Origin of the sequence: Wolbachia endosymbiont of Nilaparvata lugens, assembly GCF_007115045.1 — a bacterium.
In the GTDB taxonomy this organism is placed as follows: Bacteria; Pseudomonadota; Alphaproteobacteria; order Rickettsiales; family Anaplasmataceae; genus Wolbachia.
In genome coordinates, this window is record NZ_MUIY01000001.1 from 373,909 (window position 1) to 392,418 (window position 18,510).

The 18,510-nt window shown below is 33.6% G+C and carries 16 protein-coding genes; 13 read left to right on the top strand and 3 right to left on the bottom strand.

The features are described from left to right. Window positions 1-86: 86 nt before the first annotated feature. From hflK to BWZ41_RS01880, 7 genes are all read left to right on the top strand, one after another. A complete protein-coding gene (hflK, locus tag BWZ41_RS01850; RefSeq protein WP_143689697.1) occupies window positions 87-1,112 on the top strand; it encodes an FtsH protease activity modulator HflK in 1,026 nt (341 codons plus the stop codon). 2 nt (window positions 1,113-1,114) lie between these two features. Next, complete coding sequence (gene hflC / locus BWZ41_RS01855; protein WP_143689214.1) at window positions 1,115-1,987, top strand: protease modulator HflC; 873 nt, start codon at window positions 1,115-1,117, stop codon at window positions 1,985-1,987. 3 nt (window positions 1,988-1,990) lie between these two features. Beyond that, complete coding sequence (locus tag BWZ41_RS01860) at window positions 1,991-3,445, top strand: DegQ family serine endoprotease (protein ID WP_143689215.1); 1,455 nt, start codon at window positions 1,991-1,993, stop codon at window positions 3,443-3,445. Between the two features lie 352 nt (window positions 3,446-3,797). Beyond that, window positions 3,798-5,120 (top strand): collagen-like protein, encoded by a 1,323-nt coding sequence (locus BWZ41_RS01865; protein ID WP_241653853.1) that lies wholly within the window; start codon window positions 3,798-3,800, stop codon window positions 5,118-5,120. Window positions 5,121-5,152: 32 nt separating this feature from the next. Then, on the top strand, window positions 5,153-6,310 hold the full coding sequence (locus tag BWZ41_RS01870) for an IS4 family transposase (RefSeq protein WP_158619486.1): 1,158 nt from the start codon (window positions 5,153-5,155) through the stop codon (window positions 6,308-6,310). Beyond that, the gene (locus BWZ41_RS01875; RefSeq protein WP_241653854.1) at window positions 6,276-8,708 is read left to right on the top strand and encodes a collagen-like protein; all 2,433 of its coding nucleotides are present in this window, start codon (window positions 6,276-6,278) and stop codon (window positions 8,706-8,708) included. Before BWZ41_RS01870 ends, BWZ41_RS01875 begins: the two co-directional genes overlap by 35 nt. A 4-nt stretch (window positions 8,709-8,712) precedes the next feature. After that, window positions 8,713-10,038, top strand: coding sequence for a hypothetical protein (locus BWZ41_RS01880; RefSeq protein WP_143689216.1), 1,326 nt, complete (start codon window positions 8,713-8,715; stop codon window positions 10,036-10,038). 476 nt (window positions 10,039-10,514) lie between these two features. On the opposite strand, the gene BWZ41_RS01885 is transcribed toward BWZ41_RS01880, so the two are convergent. After that, window positions 10,515-11,627 carry an alpha/beta hydrolase family protein gene (locus BWZ41_RS01885; protein ID WP_177429448.1) on the bottom strand — a complete coding sequence of 371 codons (1,113 nt, stop codon included), beginning with the start codon at window positions 11,625-11,627 and terminating at the stop codon, window positions 10,515-10,517. A 69-nt stretch (window positions 11,628-11,696) separates the two neighbouring features. Between BWZ41_RS01885 and terL the strand changes: the two genes are divergently transcribed. After that, window positions 11,697-13,148: a phage terminase large subunit gene (gene terL / locus BWZ41_RS01895; RefSeq protein ID WP_143689217.1), complete on the top strand. Its 1,452-nt coding sequence runs from the start codon at window positions 11,697-11,699 to the stop codon at window positions 13,146-13,148. Window positions 13,149-13,270: 122 nt separating this feature from the next. After that, window positions 13,271-13,792 (top strand): pyrimidine dimer DNA glycosylase/endonuclease V, encoded by a 522-nt coding sequence (locus tag BWZ41_RS01900; protein ID WP_143689218.1) that lies wholly within the window; start codon window positions 13,271-13,273, stop codon window positions 13,790-13,792. 198 nt (window positions 13,793-13,990) lie between these two features. On the opposite strand, the gene trmB is transcribed toward BWZ41_RS01900, so the two are convergent. Next, window positions 13,991-14,635 (bottom strand): tRNA (guanosine(46)-N7)-methyltransferase TrmB, encoded by a 645-nt coding sequence (gene trmB / locus BWZ41_RS01910; protein ID WP_143689220.1) that lies wholly within the window; start codon window positions 14,633-14,635, stop codon window positions 13,991-13,993. A 103-nt stretch (window positions 14,636-14,738) separates the two neighbouring features. On the opposite strand from trmB, the gene BWZ41_RS01915 reads away from it, so the two are divergent. Genes BWZ41_RS01915 through BWZ41_RS01925 form a run of 3 tightly spaced genes read left to right on the top strand, consistent with a single transcriptional unit; the run spans window position 14,739 to window position 17,050 of the window. Continuing rightward, a complete protein-coding gene (locus BWZ41_RS01915; RefSeq protein WP_143689221.1) occupies window positions 14,739-16,391 on the top strand; it encodes a 30S ribosomal protein S1 in 1,653 nt (550 codons plus the stop codon). A 19-nt stretch (window positions 16,392-16,410) separates the two neighbouring features. Further along, a complete protein-coding gene (locus BWZ41_RS01920) occupies window positions 16,411-16,689 on the top strand; it encodes an HU family DNA-binding protein (RefSeq protein ID WP_006014469.1) in 279 nt (92 codons plus the stop codon). 43 nt (window positions 16,690-16,732) lie between these two features. After that, window positions 16,733-17,050: a cell division protein ZapA gene (locus BWZ41_RS01925; RefSeq protein ID WP_143689222.1), complete on the top strand. Its 318-nt coding sequence runs from the start codon at window positions 16,733-16,735 to the stop codon at window positions 17,048-17,050. On the opposite strand, the gene BWZ41_RS01930 is transcribed toward BWZ41_RS01925, so the two are convergent. Then, window positions 17,028-17,294: a succinate dehydrogenase assembly factor 2 gene (locus BWZ41_RS01930; protein WP_010404229.1), complete on the bottom strand. Its 267-nt coding sequence runs from the start codon at window positions 17,292-17,294 to the stop codon at window positions 17,028-17,030. The genes BWZ41_RS01925 and BWZ41_RS01930 overlap by 23 nt on opposite strands. Before the next feature lie 99 nt (window positions 17,295-17,393). Between BWZ41_RS01930 and rseP the strand changes: the two genes are divergently transcribed. Continuing rightward, on the top strand, window positions 17,394-18,509 hold the full coding sequence (gene rseP / locus BWZ41_RS01935) for an RIP metalloprotease RseP (protein ID WP_006014462.1): 1,116 nt from the start codon (window positions 17,394-17,396) through the stop codon (window positions 18,507-18,509). Window position 18,510 lies beyond the last annotated feature (1 nt).

Below are 18,510 nucleotides of genomic sequence, written 5' to 3' on the forward strand. Positions count from 1 at the left end.
CGTTTCAATTTGCAAACAAAATAGTTTTGCATTTTTCGATAAGATTAAGTAATATCAGCGTATTAGTTATACAATTAATAATTTTTATGGATGAGCGTAATCCTTGGAATCTTGGAAAGAAACCGTCAGGTCCAAGTAATGAAGATATTTTAAGTAAAGCTGTGTCTGATATAAGATGCTTTTTTAATGGTTTAACCAGAAATAGAGGGAAAAAACCTTATTTCATCATTTTCATTGTTTTGTTGTTTTATTTTTGTACTGGTTTCTATATTGTCCATCCGAGTGAGGAAGGTATAGAACTTACTTTTGGCAAATATTCCAATACAGAAACATCTGGTTTGCGTTATCACTTTCCCTACCCTATTGGTAAGGTTTTTAAAGTGAATGTTAAAGAAGTAAATCGTGAAGAAATTGGGATAAGCAGCTCTTATGGGCGAGATATAGATCGTGGTGAAGGAGTGATGCTTACCGGAGATGAGAATATAGTCAACGTTAACTTTGAGGTCCAGTGGCAAGTTAGAGATGCCAAAGATTATTTATTCAAAGTGCGGGATTATAAACCTGGTTTCAGCGTTAAAAATGCTGCTGAAAGTGCTATGAGAGAAATAATAGGTAAAAATACGATCTCTTTTGCACTCGAAGGTCAAGGTAGGGCTGAAATCTCCAGAGATACTAAAATTTTATTGCAACAGATTCTTGATGGATATCAAATGGGTATAGAAGTTTTATCTGTTCAAATGAAAAAAATTGACCCACCAGAAAAAGTGATTAGCTCATTTAGGGATGTCCAAAGTGCTCGTGCAGATAAGGAGCGTACTATAAACGAAGCATATGCTTACAGTAATGATATTATACCTCGTGCAAAAGGTGAGGCAATAAAGATAAAGTTAGATGCAGAAGCATATGAGAACGAAATAATAAATGAAGCGAAAGGTAATGCAAATCGCTTTTTATCTCTTTATGAAGAATATAGACAAAATCCTTCTCTTGTTAAGAATCGTATTTATCTTGAAACTATGGAAAATATTTTCAGCAAGGTAGATAAGTTTGTTATAACAGACGATCTGAAAGGTATGTTCTCTTATTTACCTCTTACAAATTTAGGGAAATAGTCATGAGTAGTAATATTAAAATTGTTTTTGCTTTTATATTTGTTGTATTATTGATTGCCTTATCTAATTCAATCTTCGTTGTTCAAGAAACAAAACAAGCGATAGTTATACAACTTGGTAAGGTCGTAAAAGATGTTAGGGACAGTGGTTTATATTTTAAGCTACCATTTATAAATAACGTAGAATTTCTTGATAAGAGAATTTTAGATCTAAGTCCTGATAAAACTCCAAGGGAAGTGATAACTGCAGATCAAAAGCGTATTATAGTAGATGCTTATGCAAAATATAAAATAATAGATCCTATCACTTTTTATCAAACTGTGAAAAGTGAATCAGGGCTAGTTAGAAGATTATATCCTGTCATAGAAGCTCACATAAGGGAGAATATAGGAAGATTTTCATTAATTAGTTTATTGAATGAAAAGAGATCAGAAGTTATGCAATTAATTCAACGTGGAGTTTATTCTGAAGCTGGAAAATTTGGCATAGAAATAATAGATGTAAGAATTAAGAGAGCAGATCTACCAGAAGAAAATAGTTCTGCAATATTTCGCCGCATGCAAACTGAAAGGGAAAAGGAAGCAAAAGAAATTAGAGCAGAAGGAGAACAAGCTGGACAAGAAATTAGATCAAAAGCTGATAAATTAAAAAGGGGAATTGTCTCTAGTGCAGTAAAAGAATCACATGAAATAAGAGGCCGTGGTTATGCTGAAGCAACTAGAATCTATAATGAGGCATTTAAGGCTGATGAAGAGTTCTTTAACTTTTATCGCTCTATGAAAGCTTACAATAAATCATTTGCTGAGGGTAATACTAAATTTGTGCTTTCACCAAATAATAATTTCTTAGATATTTTGAACAAGGGATGGAAATAGTTTATGAAAATTATTTTATCTATATTTGCATATTTTTTAATTTCGTTTTCTTCACATGCTAATCTGTTTACAAAAACAGTTGCAGATCCTGTATGTAGTTGTAACAAAGGGCTTGCTGATATAGTGGAAGAACTTATTCCCGCAGTTGTAAATATTTCAAGTGAGCAAATAGTTAAGCAAGAAAATAACAGTAGAACTAAAATTCCCTTTACGCCAAGAAATAATTTCTTTGATGACTTTAGAGAATTTTTCGAGCATTTTGATCAATTTTTTGATAGAGCTCCTAGCATTAATAGAGAAGTGACGTTACTTGGGTCTGGATTTATTATAGATAAAAGTGGAACCATAGTAACCAACTATCACGTTATTAAAAATGCCCAAGATATTACAGTTACTATGAACGATAATACTTATTTCAAAGCAGAAGTTTTAGGCTATGATGCAAAAACTGATCTTGCTGTGCTTAAGATTAATTCTGATAAAGATCTTCCTTTTGTTGAATTTGGTAATTCTGATAAAGCAAGAGTTGGTGATACAGTTATTGCAATAGGCAACCCTTTTGGTTTGGGTGGCTCTGTAAGTACAGGAATTGTGTCTGCAAGATCTAGAGACATTAGTATTGGTACTATGAATGAATTTATTCAAACTGATGCTGCAATTAATAGAGGTAACTCAGGGGGACCACTATTTCATCTAAATGGAAAAGTTATAGGCATTAATACTGCTATTTATTCCCCATCTGAGTCTGGCGGTAACGTGGGTATAGGCTTTGCTATACCATCTAATCTAGCTATTTCAATTATTGATACATTAAAAAGTGGTAAAAAAATAAAACATGGTTGGCTTGGCGTGCAAGTTCAGCCTATAACAAAAGAATTTGCTGAATCCTTGGGTTTAAAAGATATCAAAGGTGCATTAGTTGCAAGCGTAGTAAAGGGCAGTCCTGCAGAGAAAGGAGGAATCAAAGTAGGTGATATACTATTAGAGTTTGACGGCAAAAAAATTGATAGAATGACGCAATTACCTCATATTGTTTCACGAACTGAGCCCGGAAAGAAAGTACAGGTTAAGTTACTTAGAAAAGGTAAAGAAGTCAATATCAAGGTTGCAATCGAGGAATCTACAAATGATGATTCAGGTAATAATCAAGAAGAAAATAAATCAACATCTAGTTATATAAGTGGTTTAACCGTTTCAAATTTGCCAAAAGAACTAAAAAATAATGCACCCACAAAGGGTGTAGTAGTTACTAGTGTAAATAGTAGTAGTAATTCTACACTACGTGTTATTAAGAAAGGTGATATAATTATTCAACTAGATGGAATCGATATTGAAAATACTAATGATTTTCAAAAACAAATTGATTCAGCAGTAAAAAAAGACGGCAAAGATTCAGTAATGTTGCTTATTTACCGCAATGGAAACCAGTTTTTTACTTCAATCAAATTGAAGAAGTAGCTATTTATCTAGCTGGTCATGAAAAAATTGCTTGACAAATTTAACTAGCTTCTTTATCCTGAGGGTAAGGGTGTTTCTTTAGATTAATAAAATTTATTCCTATACTGAAAACGTTTCCAGCGAGATTATGGAAGAACTGGAACGACATCATCTATCAGATGAAAGAGCTATAGTAGTAAGAAATTCGATAATATAAAGCATTTTTATGCTCAGTTGTAAAAAAATAACTTTCTTTCACAAATTAGTTTATAATTAAATTAGTATAAAGCATAATCATATTTACTTATCATCATTATTAATCAATAATTAATACCCATAAATTAACTATATCTAATCGCAAAGGGAGGTGGAGATGCGTTTTAAACTAGAAAAAGAAGATATTCCACAAAACGATTGTAATAATAGAACTGGTCGTAGGGTACCTGCACAAATAAGATTAAATAACAAAACAACATTTAGCCTGCCTAGTGTATCTTACATTATCATCGACAACAATATTGGCCTGAGTTTTCAAATTTGGGATTTGAAGCATGACGTGGCAAGTATACTAAACGACTTATCTGAATGGCCACAATTAAAGCTAGAAAGGGTAGGAAATGATTACAAATTCGCTTTAGTTACTACCTCTGATAAACCTTATTATTATTACTATGATGGCAAAGATACTATCATAGCTACTATTGATCTTATACCTCGGAATTACACAAATGGTTTCTATGTTAACGCATATAATCGTGAAAGCTGTAGTATTTATTATGAACTGCTAGAAAACAGGAAGGTTTTAATAGATCCAAAAGACATAATTAGTAGCAAAAATGTCAGTCTTATTTTGGAAGATCTTAAAAGTTCACCTGATAAAAGACTCAAAATAGAAATAGGAGACTATTTGTTTAAAGAATCAAGAAATATATACAAATTATATAGGAGCGCTCAGGTATATAATTTAACTGGTGGAAAAGTTGGCATATTGAATGATATCCTTTCAGCATTTACTCGTATAAGCAATACATTCGAGTTATTCCCTTTTCATGAAATGGAGAGCTTGAAAGCACAAGATACCTATTTCGCAGTAAAAAAGTTAGGCAATAGTTATGTTGGTTGCATATCGTATGAAAATAGCACATGCAAAAATTTTTATAATTTTAACCCTAATTCTTTTGGGTATGAGCACGACAATAGACCAGGTCCATATCCTTATTATTATAACTTAGAAAATTTTGATAACTTTTTGGAGGTTGATGTGAATATTCAAGAACATATAAATTTAGAAACAGAAATTGAACTTTTAAAACACAGAATAGAGAGATTAGAACGTACTGGTGTACAAGGTCCTAAAGGTGAGCCAGGTGAAAGGGGACAAAAAGGTGATAGAGGCTTCGATGGAGCGCCTGGTCCTCAAGGTAGACCGGGAGCAGTTGGTGTAGGCCATATAGGTAAAAAAGGTCGTGACGGCGAAAAAGGTGAGACTGGCGCACAAGGTATGCCTGGTTCTAAAGGTGATAAAGGCATACAAGGTCCTCCAGGCCAAAAGGGTGAACCGGGTCTAAAGGGCAACCAAGGTTCCAAAGGTGATAAGGGTGACCGAGGTTTTCCTAGTCCAAAAGGTTCTAAAGGAGATACTGGATCGTCAGGTGCGCATGGCATAAGTGTTGAAAGTAGTATCAGAAAAGTATAAAGAACTGTTATTGCAAGAAAATGGAGGCAATAATGGATCAAATAGAAAGAGTACTAAATTTAATAAAAGATGAGGATTTAGAAAGGCTAGGAAAATTAAGTGAAGTAGATAAATGTAATACTAAATTGTTGGGCAAGATTATATTTAAAGGTCTAATGAAGTTAATATTAATGGGGCAAAAAACAAGCTTAAGAGCGCTAGAAATGGTAATAAACAGGTGTATAATGGATAAGAATAGCGATAAAAGTACAGTAACATACAGTGGTTTGTCAAAAAGGTTAAAAGTTATAAATCCAGAATATTTTAAGGGAGTATATATTGATTTGATGAGCAAGATTAAAAAGCTATTACCCCAAAAAACATCAAATAATTTACATAAGTTTGATTCGACAATCATAAATTTATCGGGATATCTCATAAAAGATGGGCTAAAAATAGGCGGTAAAAGTAACGACAGTCAAGTTAAAGTGAGTGTAGGATTAAAGGATCAATTGCCGACAAGTATAAGATTTTGTAAAGGACAAGAAGAAATTAGTGAAGATATAGCATTAGTGAGAGCCATTAATGAAGCTAAAGTTGAAAAAGAGGATATTTTATTATTTGATAGAGGAATCAGAAAAGTTGGAACTTTTGCCGAATTTGATGAAAAGGAGTACAAATTTATCACAAGAGTTAAAGTAGGAAGAAAACATGATGTTATAAGCAGGAACAAAGTTATAGGAGAACAAAAATCGGATGGATCAGAGATTTTAGAAGATATAATAGTTAATCTTTATCGTGCACGAGGTAAAGTAGCAGAAAAGCATGACCTACGTTTAATAAAAATTCGAAATAAGGCAGGAGATGAAATATGGTTTTTAACCAACTTGCTTGAAATGTTAGCTTATGAAGTAACAGAGCTATATAGGCGCAGGTGGGACATAGAGGTATTCTTTAAATTTATAAAGCAAAATCTTGGATATAAGCACTTTTTAAGCCATACTATGAATGGCATGAAGGTGTATATTTACATGATTATTATTACGGCTTTGTTATTTCTTGTTTATAAAATCAAAAATAATCTACACGGATTCAAAATAGCACTATTACAATTCACATTGGATCTTAATGATTCTTTTATACGTTCAATTGTTTTACTATCAGGAGGGAATTTACATGCCGTCAATCACCTTGTATCACTCCACTTATAGCACTTTCAACACTTATGGTGCGCATGGATCAAAAGGAGATAAAGGTCCTATAGGCCCTAAAGGAGAAAAAGGGAATCAAGGCACTAATGGAGTAACTCCAAGTATTAATCAAGTTGTTAGCACATTCTCTTCTAACAGAACCCATCTGTATCCTTTAGCAGCAGCTATAATGGAAGAAGATCAGCGTAATCCCAAGGGACTTTCAGAAAGAGTAGCACATTTTTTTGGTGAGCGCGTAAAGCGAGAAGATTCTTTAAAAGAGTTAGTTAAAGGCGTACAAGGTCCTCCAGGCCAAAAGGGCGAACCAGGTCGTAACGGTGAACGGGGGTTAAAGGGTGACCGAGGTTTTCCTGGTCCAAAAGGTTCTAAAGGAGATACTGGCTCTAAAGGTGATAAAGGAGAGCCAGGTGCACAAGGTCCAAAAGGTGAGCCAGGTACAGGTGGATTAAAAGGAGATATTGGTCCTAAAGGATTAGACGGAGCCATGGGGATAAAAGGTGATATGGGTGAGAAAGGAAAGATAGGTTCTAAAGGTGACAAAGGAGATACTGGGTCTAAAGGTGATAAAGGTAGAGATGCAAGTCCTGAAGAAATTGCACAAAAATTAATTAATAATGGCACTATTGCTAATCAGGTGCTTGAATATCGTGACCAAGACGGAGATTTAGTATTAGAGAAGCAAGTTGCAGGAAGAATTATTAGTAATCAAGATATTCAAACAGGAATAGCCATTGCATTAGCTGATAACAGAATGGAAGAGCTAGCAGATGTGTTACTAAGTGATGCTAATCATACATTAGTAGAAAACCTTGCAAATAATACCGAGCTAACACAAAGCATTGTAGAAGAACTAAGGAAAAATCCAGGAGAAGTCCAAGGTCCAAAGGGAGAAAAAGGAGATATAGGACCTCAAGGCATAAAAGGTGAGCCAGGTATAAATGGAACAAAAGGTGCAAAGGGAGATATTGGTCCTAAAGGATTAGACGGAGCTATGGGAATAAAAGGTGATATGGGTGAGAAAGGAAAGATAGGTTCTAAAGGTGACAAAGGAGAGCCAGGTGCAAATGGATTGCAAGGTCCAGAAGGTCCTAGAGGTGAGCCAGGTCTAAGAGGCTTCAATGGTACGCAAGGTCTTACAGGTAACAAGGGTGAGCCGGGTATAGACGGATTAAAAGGAGATATAGGACCTCAAGGCATAAAAGGTGAGCCAGGTATAGACGGATTAAAAGGAGATATAGGACCTCAAGGCATAAAAGGTGAGCCAGGTATAAATGGAACAAAGGGAGATATTGGTCCTAAAGGATTAGACGGAGCTATGGGAATAAAAGGTGATATGGGTAAGAAAGGAGAGATAGGTTCTAAAGGTGACAAAGGAGAGCCAGGTGCGAATGGGTTGCAAGGACCTAAGGGAGAGATAGGTGTGCAAGGACCTAAAGGTCAGGTTGGTAGATCTGGTCTTAAAGGTATGCCAGGTCCAAAAGGAGATACCGGAGCTCCAGGTGCGAATGGATTGCCAGGTTCCAAGGGAGAAGATGGAATAGGTGCTACATTAGCTGATCAGTTTTTACGTGAGATAAGAAAAGCAAAAAATGAAACTCTGGATGCTAAAAAAGCAGCAGAGGCAGCTCAAAATGCTTCAGAAGGTTTTGCCAAACAAGCTAAAGATACGGAAGATAAGGTTAAAATACTACACAATCAAACAGTGAATCTTACAGGAGAAGCTGAAGATTCTGCTGATCAAGCACTTCAATCCGCAGAAAATGCGGAAGCATTTCATGATAGGGTAAGAGATATGTTTTGTACAACAAATCCTGCAGATCAAGTTTGTAGTGCACGCAGAAGAAGGAGGGAAACTAAAAAATCATCAGTGACAAGCAGAGCAAGCAGATCAACTTCATTTATATCTCAAGTAATAAATTTCTTTTACTCTGCGGTAGGACAGGACGAATATAAAGTAAAAAATGAAATAGAGGAGCTTAATCGAGTGACAAAAATAATAGATGCAGTAGATATTGTAAAAAAATTTGAAGAAGTATTAGGAGAAACAGCTGTGAAATGCGGCATTTCAAAGAAAAGTCTAAATTTTAATCCAGTAGAACTGCAGTCAACCATTATCAATAAGTCATTACTTAATGATGAAAGTCATAACGAGTTGTTGGAGTTCTTGCGTGTAACTGCAAAAAAATCACTCCCTAATTACAAACAAACTAGTAAATGTTTGTTTACTTTTAAAGATCATATGGAAAAAAGATTAAAAGACAATGAGCAGCAAAGAGCTTTCGTTAATACTGAAAAAAGAGTGGCAAATAATGAGCAGCCAAGGAGTTCTATGAGTGATGTCTCTTCTCCTAGTAGCCCAAGTGAAATTAATCAGCAAGTTGTTGGTTATTTAAGATAATATCATGGAAAAACATATATTTAAAATAGAGGATAAAAATCCGCTCTATAAAAAATTGATTAAACTTCCTGCTGAATATTATATATTAAACAAAAATAGTAAGGTTATCCATTCACATATTGGTACAATTAAAGTAGAGAATATTAATGGTTTAAAGTTAAAGAAGCAGGGAGATAAAATATCTTTATATGAAGGAAACTTACCCCTGCAGGCAGAAAGATCTGATGAAAGTGGAAACTCTATTAAAGAGGATCTTATTGTAGAACAAGAAGCTATAATAAGTACAAATAGAAACAATATTATAGAAAAGCTTGAATCAAAACCTATCTTGATTTCGCTTTACAACATAAAAGATAGTCCTGACTTTGGCCTCAAATTGTCTGGTAGAGATATAACTGGAGTACTCAATTTTATCAATTTTAACGATGAAAATGACCCAGTAATAGAAAAGATTAAAGAAGAAAAAAGTGGACTTTATTTTACAATAGAAGGTGATTATATCTATATATCAGATGAAGAAGGAAAATGTCTTCCAGTATGTGAAGATGGTAGTTGCTATAAGTATCAATACACAAAAAATGAACATGATATATTAGAAATCAGTGAGGTATCAACAATAATAAAAAACTTAACTAAGACTGAGCAGTGCAGTTTATCAGAAGCAACAGCTAAGGCAGGACAGGATTTTACTTTGCAGAAGGGAAAAGCATTATCGGATGATATTTATCAAGCAGATATCATGTTAAACGGTAAGCTTGTAGCTACTTTACCAAAAATAGGTTACTGCATGCTTGATGATCAATTGGTCATACATAATCACATTACAGAAGAAGAGATAAAAATTCCTAGAAACTTTCATTATCTTAAAGTAGTAAAGTCCAGTAATAATGATGATTATAAATTAACGTTTTGTAATTTCTTAGGTAATGAATTTTTTGAACATAAAAAATATGATCCTCAATACTCAAATGTTCCAGATAAATATCAATATATAAGTTTAAACTGTATGAAAAAGGAATATAAGCCAAATTTCTGCAAGTTACTTAACGATAAACCATCGTTTTTTATTGCGGAAGGAACTACTAATCCGAATTCTCCAAACCACTGCCCAGCTGATGTATTTGAATTAACAAAACGTGAGAAAATGGCTACATTAATTGATCAATTTGGCTCTTTCAATAAAGAGGGTAAGTTTCAATATTGTGATTACCATACAAAAGCAGATTACGATGTTTATGATTCTTATAAAATTAATAAAGAGTACAAAACAACAGATGAATTTCTCTTCAATGATGACATAGTTCTTTACACTATTCCAGAGCTATCTTAACCACGCACAAAGTATGTTATAATTATTATTCTTTAAAAATGAATTTAGTAGACTTTCAAGCAGTGTAAGAATGCATTCTTTTTAGTTTAGATTCGCTACCATTTTACCGCTCGTTAGTACCACAGTGGTTTTGTAATAGAACACAAGCTGCAAAAACTTAAGGAAAAATGGGTCAGTGCTTGACACTGGCATCTAGTTCTTTCCATCAAAAATGCTGTAAAGTGTTCACCAATTTAGTTGGATACCAGTACTGGAATGACATTATGAAGACCTAGCAGTTTATGACGGTGTCATTCCAGTCTGGAATCCATCTTTTTTGTAATTTTATTGAAAATATCGTATAGCTATTTGTTCACAATTAATTCTTCTGGATCCCAGTACTCGGATGATAAGAAAAGAAACACTGGTTTCAATATTTGCATGCATCTGAACAGATACAGATGGCTCAAATGTTAAAAAAAAGTATACGCGTCAAGTTAAGAGCAACTAGCCTTCTTTGACTTGTTAAGAAAGGTCTTTTTTTCCCCAGATTCTATTATCACATGCTGAAATGACATCGAAGGATGCTCTTGCTTCTTCATGTGATTATGCAAAAAGCCCTTTGAATTTTTACAGCTTGAAAAATCTTTATAAAATTTACTTTCTTTAAATGCTTTAATCTTCTCTTCATTATTTAATGAGCCATGTTTAGAAAAATATTCATCTGTTATTTGAATATATAAACTAATCAGCTCAGGAAAAGTGTAATCAGTTTTGTTGGAAGACTTTAAACACGTAATTGGCAATTTATGTATATCTTTATCAGCTTTTTTAGAATCAATACATTTATCATTCTTTCTTAATGTTGTATGCTGCTTAAAAAAGCCTTCATATTCCTCAAAATCTTCAAATATTTCTTTCTTTTGATAATCTTTCCTTCTACCGCTTTGATCTATTTTTTCTATTTCTGTTGCAAGTTGCGCTGGCTGTTTTATCGTTTTATCTCCCTCTCGATTAAAGTACATTGTATAAGGAGTAATTGAATTTACGATTTTATATGTCTTCCAGTGGCAACCAAAAATCTTCAGTACCAATTTGATTATCGGAGCAAGAAAAATTTTTAATTTTGCTATGAATCCAAAATAATAAAGAGAAGCTTGTTTAAGTGAACTTGCAGCATTGCTAACGATGCATCTTAAATGTATATCCTTATACTTAAAATTTTTATGAACCTCTGCAGCCACATGTCCACCTAGGCAGTCTCCAAACAATATAATATCATCTGGTTTTATACCTTTTTCCAACAAGTTAGTTACAACTGCTATACCAGATTTAACTCTATTGCTACGTATCAATGAACTGTTTTTACTTAAACCAAGTCCAGGATAATTAAAAAGATGTACAGTTATCCCTTGCTCTGTGGCCCAATTCCAATTTTGGGAATAATCTTTACTAGGACTTAATGCTCTATTTCCGCCAATAAAGTATATCAGATGTTTTTCACCTTGATTACTATTTTGATTTTTACCAAGAAGCGTAATTGTCTCTATTTTCATCCCGTTTTGAGTTTTTATAAATTCTTCTTTAGTTCGTGTTTTAATTTTTCTCATATTTTAATCTCCACTAGCCTAATTTAATAATAAATAAAATCTTAAAAAAAATCAACAAATCTTAATTTTATGAACAATATAAACCTTCTCAAATTCATTGAATTATGCTTTCAAACGGTAGTGCCGGGGTGTGAGTATAATGATTATCAATATATAAAAGTCATAGCAGACAGGCTTGAAGCAGCAAGTTCAGGTGAAGTGAAAAGAATAATATTCAATATGCCGCCACGTTCAATGAAGTCCATTTGTGTAAGTGTTGCATGGCCAGCATGGATACTCGGAAATCAGCCAACTGCAAGAATAATAGTTGCAAGTTATTCTCGGCTGCTCAGCGAAAAGCACTCACTCGATACCAGATGCATAATGCAATCTGATTGGTATAGAGAGCTATTTCCAAAAGTAGAATTATGCAAAGATCAAAACACTAAATATAAATTTCAAACAGTGCAAAGAGGATGTCGAATTGCAACATCAGTTGGGGGAACATTAACCGGTGAAGGTGGAGATTTCATTATCGTGGATGATCCACTAAGTCCCGCACAAGCTTTGAGCAAAACATTTAGAAAGCGTGCTGCAAACTGGTTTGATCAGGCTTTAGTAACCAGGCTCAACGACAGAAAAAAAGGAGTTATCGTTCTTGTGATGCACAGGTTACACCTGGAAGATTTAACTGGCCACCTCCTCTGTAAACCAAAAAACATATGGCACCATGTATGTTTACCAATAATAGCTGAAGATAAGGAGATTATTTATTCAATCGAACCTGTCATTCCAGTGCCGAGAAAACGCGATTCAGAACATTCAACCGTAAAAGAATGGTCACGCGCTGTACCTGAAAGGGCATTATACTCAAGAGAAGAAGGTCAGTTGCTATATCACCTCAATGAAGGAAAAGAAGAAATTGAGATGATAAAAGCTGAACTTGGAAGTTATGGTTTTGCTGCTCAATACCAACAAAACCCTCTACCACTTTCAAGTGGTATAATTAAACGAGAGTGGTTGAAGCGCTATAAAAATTTTCCTGATAGCCTCTTGCATGTAACACAAAGTTGGGATACTGCAATTTCAACAAACAATACAAGTGACTTTAGTGTCTGCACTACCTGGACAAAGGTAGATAATACATTCTATTTACTCGATGTATATCGCGCAAAACTTGAATATCCAAAACTTAAAGAGAAAGTTCTATCGCTGGCTGCACGGTGGAAGCCACACGCAATTTTAATCGAAGCAAAAGTAAGCGGTCAGCAATTGGTTCAGGAGCTCAGGAAAAACAGTGATTTACCTATTATTCAAATAGTACCACATGATGACAAATTAACTCGATTTCACCGAATTGTCCCAATTATAGAATCTGAGAGGGTTTTTCTCCCTAACCAAGCAGTATGGCTTAGCGACTTTGAGTATGAGATTTTAATGTTTCCAGAAACCCGTCACGACGATCAAGTAGACAGTACCGTGCAATATCTTCAGTGGGTGAGAAATAATATTGCTAGAGTGGTAGCTATACGTTCATTGTAGCTTGAAAAGGTTCCTCGGAATTGTGTATAACTTTTTTAACTGAGCTTTATCCATTTTCCGAATGATATTTTAGGGTTTATTGAAATAAATACTACGCAAAAATTCTATCTCTGGGTGCTTAGATGAATATCTTTATATTAGACGAAAATCCTGTAACTGCAGCACAAATGTTATGCGATAAGCACATAGTAAAAATGCCGCTAGAAACTGCTCAATTGCTTAGCAGTGTTTTTTCAATCGCATTAAAAGAGCCAAATCCTTTAGTCAGCATTACAAACCAGAATATAGAAGTTCCATATAAACTTACTCACAAAAACCATCCTTGTTCTTTATGGGCTAGACAATCAAAAGGAAACTTTGATTGGTTAATAAAACATGGAAAAGAATTGTGTATAGAATATAGCTTGCGATACAAAAGAACGCATAAATCCGAAGAAGTTATAGATTGGTGCAATAATAACAAGAATTTGCTAATATTTCGATCAGCTGATATACAAGCTTTTACACAAGCGTTACCTGATCGATATAAATGTAGTAACCCAATAGAAGCATATAGAGAATATTACCTAAAAGAAAAGATGAGATTTGCTAAGTGGGAAAAAGGTAGAGAAGCACCAGATTGGTTGCTAGACAAAATGCTATAGGTTATAAAATAATCCAAACCGATCATAAAAAAGGTAGAATTGAAGTTGCAAAAGCAATGCTGGCTGATAATGTTGATAGTTTATTGATCTTCCTAGTGAGATTAAAGAATTTAGTGAACTGTTATTTCCAGTACATGATGAGCTGCTTGCACTGTAGAGTCTCACGTACACATCTGTACTAACAAGCAGAGGTAAATTCTAAGTCATTTTAGACATAACATTTACTTTAAAAAACTTTATTTTACGCTGATATTCTAGCGCTTTTCTGTGGTATTTTGTTGGGGTATAATTTGCAAAACTATCTTCCTTATAGGTTAAAAAATTACACTGCTTTATATGTAACTCTATCCACTCTGCATAATCCTGATGATCAGTTGCAATAAATATTTCACCTGTGACAAGTATTTTTTTTGCTAATAAATTTAAAAATTCCGTATTAATTAAACGTCTTTTTTTGTGACTTCTTTTTGGCCATGGATCTGGAAAGAGAATAAAGAATTTTTCAACACTGTGGTCAGGAAAATTGACAATTAATTCTCTTGCATCTTCTGTCCATATTAAAATATTTTTTATGCTGTGTGCTTCTATGCTTTTTAGCAAGGAAGAGACCCCCTTTAAATAAGGCTCACATCCTATAAATAATAGATCAGATTCATTGAATGCCTGATGGAGCATATTTTCACCATTACCGAAACCTATTTCTACCCGTATTCTTTTTTGTAAGTCTACGATCTTTTTTATAGATTCCTTGCTGTTTTTAATAGAATACTTCTCCAAAACATTCAATTTCAACCTAGATCTTCTGGAAAATGACCTAATCCAATTATTATTCCTAGATAGCATATCTTACATAACTTAATCTTTTATAGCTTAAACAATTCTCGAAATGAATTAATGAGAATTTACTTGTCACTAATTATTAATATTATATAATATATGAGTTCTAATGAAGTTAAAATTAAAAGGTATGGAAAGTACAGTTGCTATCAAGAGACTATTATCAAATAGGTTCATAGAAGAGATATTTCAAGATCAATTTGATAATCAAGATAATGACTTTTGTGAAGATTCTTTTGCTAACAAAATCAAAGAAGGAGATGTGGTAGAAGGTATAATCACAAGAAGAAATTCTAATGACATTGTGGTTGATGTTGGTTTAAAGTCAGATGGAAGAATTCTGATTAAGGAGCTCAGTTGTAATGATGATATCACTGTTGGCTCGAAAATTAGAGTTTATGTTGAAAGAATTGAAGATTACCATGGTAATGTTGTTCTTAGTCGTGAGAAAGCAATCAGAGACGAAAAATGGAATAAATTGGAAGAAAGCGCAGTTACAAAAGATGAAGTAACAGGAATCATTAAACGCTCAATTAAATGCGGTTTTATTGTTGATCTTGGTGATGGAATAAGTGCGTTTTTACCGCTGAGTCATGTGGATTTGAAGCAAATAAAAGATGCTAATCACCTTATTGAAACTGAACAAAAATTCATCGTGCTTAAAATGGATAAGAAGCAGGGGAATATTGTAGTATCAAGAAAGCTGGTATTAGAGAAATTGCATGCTGGTGAAAAAACTAAGTTTTTAGAATCTTTAAATGAAGGTGATGTAGTGGAAGGCAAAATAAAAAGCATCACTCACTACGGTGCATTTGTTGGCATTCATGAATCAGATACAGTGGGAGTTATAGATGGGCTGCTACATATTACAGATATCTCTTGGAGTAATGTAAGTCATCCATCTGCAATTTTTTCTTATGGTCAGCATATAAAAACTAAAATTATAAAAATAGATAGAGAAAATGGAAAAATCTCCCTGGGTGTAAAACAATTAGGAGACAATCCTTGGCAAGATCTAGAGTCAAAATGTCCAATTAACAGCGTACACAAAGGATGTGTAACGGGTATAAAAGATTGTGGATTCATTGTTGAGATTAAACCTGGGATTGCGGGTTTGGTACACTCATCAGAAATAACTTGGAGCAAGAATAATTTACCAATCAGTAGTTTTGTAACAATAGGACAAGAAGTGGATGTAAAAATTCTCGGTATTGACATTATTAAAAATAAGATGAGTTTAAGCACAAAAAGGTGCGTAGAGAATCCTTGGCAAGTATTTATTGATAAATATCCTCTTGGTTCTATTGTTTCTGGTAAAGTTAAAAGCAACAATGGTTCACAAATATCTGTGGCTTTTGATAATTCTGAGATATCTAAGGACGTAGAAGGAACAATTTATATGCAAAATCTAAGTTGGTCGAAAAACAATTCAGATGAGATAAAAAAGTATAATGTAGGTGATGAAATAGAAGCAAAAGTGATAAGGGCTAACGTAGATCGGACAAGAATTTATCTTGGAGTAAAGCAAATAGAGTATGATCCTCTTGAAGAACTGATAGAGAAAGTTAAAGTAGGGGATAAAATTCAGGTTACTGTAAGTAAGAGAGAGGAAAATGGTCTAATCGTTGAGGTTGAGAACAATGTAACCCTTTTAGTAGATCAAGAGCATTTACCAGAAAATAAAAAGTTTTCTATATCAGAAAAAATACAAGTTGAAGTAGTAGGTGTTGAAAAGTATAATATAATATTATCTGCCAAATAACTTCTTGTGCTTCATATAAATGGCAACGAAATCTGATATAACAGCAAGAGTGGCAAAAAAACACCTTTTGTTAGATAAGGTCATTATAGCAGCCATAGTTGATATTTTTTTTCAAGTGTTTTCAAACACGTTGAAATATCATAATAGAGTTGAAATCAGGGGGTTTGGTTCTTTTTCAATTAGAAGCTATAACTTGAAAGAAGCAAGTAATTTGACGTCACAGAAGGTTGCAAAGCATCAATACTTTAAAACTTATTTTCGTAGCAGTAAAAAGTTATCCCTCTTGATAAATGAATGAAAATCTATATTGTAGATTTGAAAGTTGTACATTATAGCATCATATGCAAGTAGTAGAAATAGTTATACATAATAACATATATAAAATATCTTGCGAAAGTAAAAAGAAGGACCATTTATTACAACTTGCTAATAGCTTCAACAAGCTAGTTAGCTCCATATCTCAAAGAACTGGAGGTAAGGGCTCAGATGCATTAAATTTCTTACTTGCAGCATTGACTCTCGAAGACAAAATTTTAGAATTAACAAAGCGATTAGACGAAATAAATCAAGAATGCAAAAAGTATAGGGAAGAAAAAAGAGTAGAATATGCTGAAGTATTAGATAGGGTAAACAAGATTATTGGGTGCATAAGTGATTAAAGCAAGCAATCAAATCGACTACCTCACTACTCAAATCAGGGGGAAGAAGTTTCTTACGAGTTATGTAACAATATAATTCGCAATCATCAAGATCAACTATTTTTTCGTATTCAATTAGTTCACTTAAGGAAAATTTATCAAGATATTTCAATGCAAAATGCCCTAAAAGTATATCAGTTTCTTTACAACCCCTATGCCAACTCCTATACATCAGTTTTCTTCTTAATAAGGAGATATCTATCATTGTCATTAAACTTTTTTTTAATTAAAAGACTAAACTAAATACTTGTCAAGCAAGGCGCATTTTAATATACTCAACGTTTGATTAAGATTTAAAACATAGGTGGAATTAATTTCTCATCAACTTAGCGCTGGAATATATTATTTTTTATCGTTTTCTTTAATAATTTCTATCATAGTATTCGTGCATGAATGTGGGCATTATATTGTCGCTAAAGCATGCAAGGTTAAAGTTGAATCTTTTTCTATAGGCTTTGGTCCTGAAATTTTTGGTTTTAACGACAAGTCTGGAACTAGGTGGAAATTAAGTGCCTTTCCGTTGGGTGGCTACGTTAAAATGTTAGGGGATACTAATGCAGCAAGCGTTCCTGTTGATCAACAAAAATTAACTGAAGAAGAAAAATTATACTCATTCCATACAAAACCTCGATATCAAAAAGCAGCAATAGTTTTTGCAGGGCCTTTTGCAAACATGATATTTACCGTTATAGCTTTCACAATATTTTTCAGCGTGGCAGGTTATTATCGTACTCCACCAGTAATTGGTAATGTAATTGAAGAAAGTGCAGCAAAGCAAGCTGGCCTATTACCAGGTGACACTATTACACAGATCAATGAGTACAAAATAAAATACTTTGAAGATATTTCACGCGTGATAATGTCCAACCCTGAAACAAGAATAGAAATTAAGTATAGCAGAAATAACGAAGAGTACAGAACTATTCTAACTCCGTTTATAGTTGAGGATAGAGATGTCTTTGGTAACATAATAGAAAGAAAAACTATAGGAATTACCTCAATTAATATGATAGGGTTAAAACAGTCATCTTTTCTTGGAGCTGCTAGCCTATCAGTGAATGAAACCTACCACACTATGTGTTTAACAATCAAAGCACTCTTTCAAATTGTTGTTGGTAAAAGGAGTATAAATGAAATAGGTGGGCCAATAAAAATTGCAAAATATTCAGGGCAATCAGCTAAAAAGGGACTTATTATGGTTCTATATTTTATGGCAATTATTTCAGCTAATTTAGCTGCAATTAACTTGCTGCCAATACCACTACTAGATGGTGGGCATTTATTTCATTATATTATAGAAGCAGTTATACGTAGAGATTTGAGTTTGAAATATCAAAAATATGCAGTCACTTTTGGTGCTACCATACTGTTTTTGTTGATGGCAGTTGCAATCACAAATGATATTAGGCATCTTTTTTAAG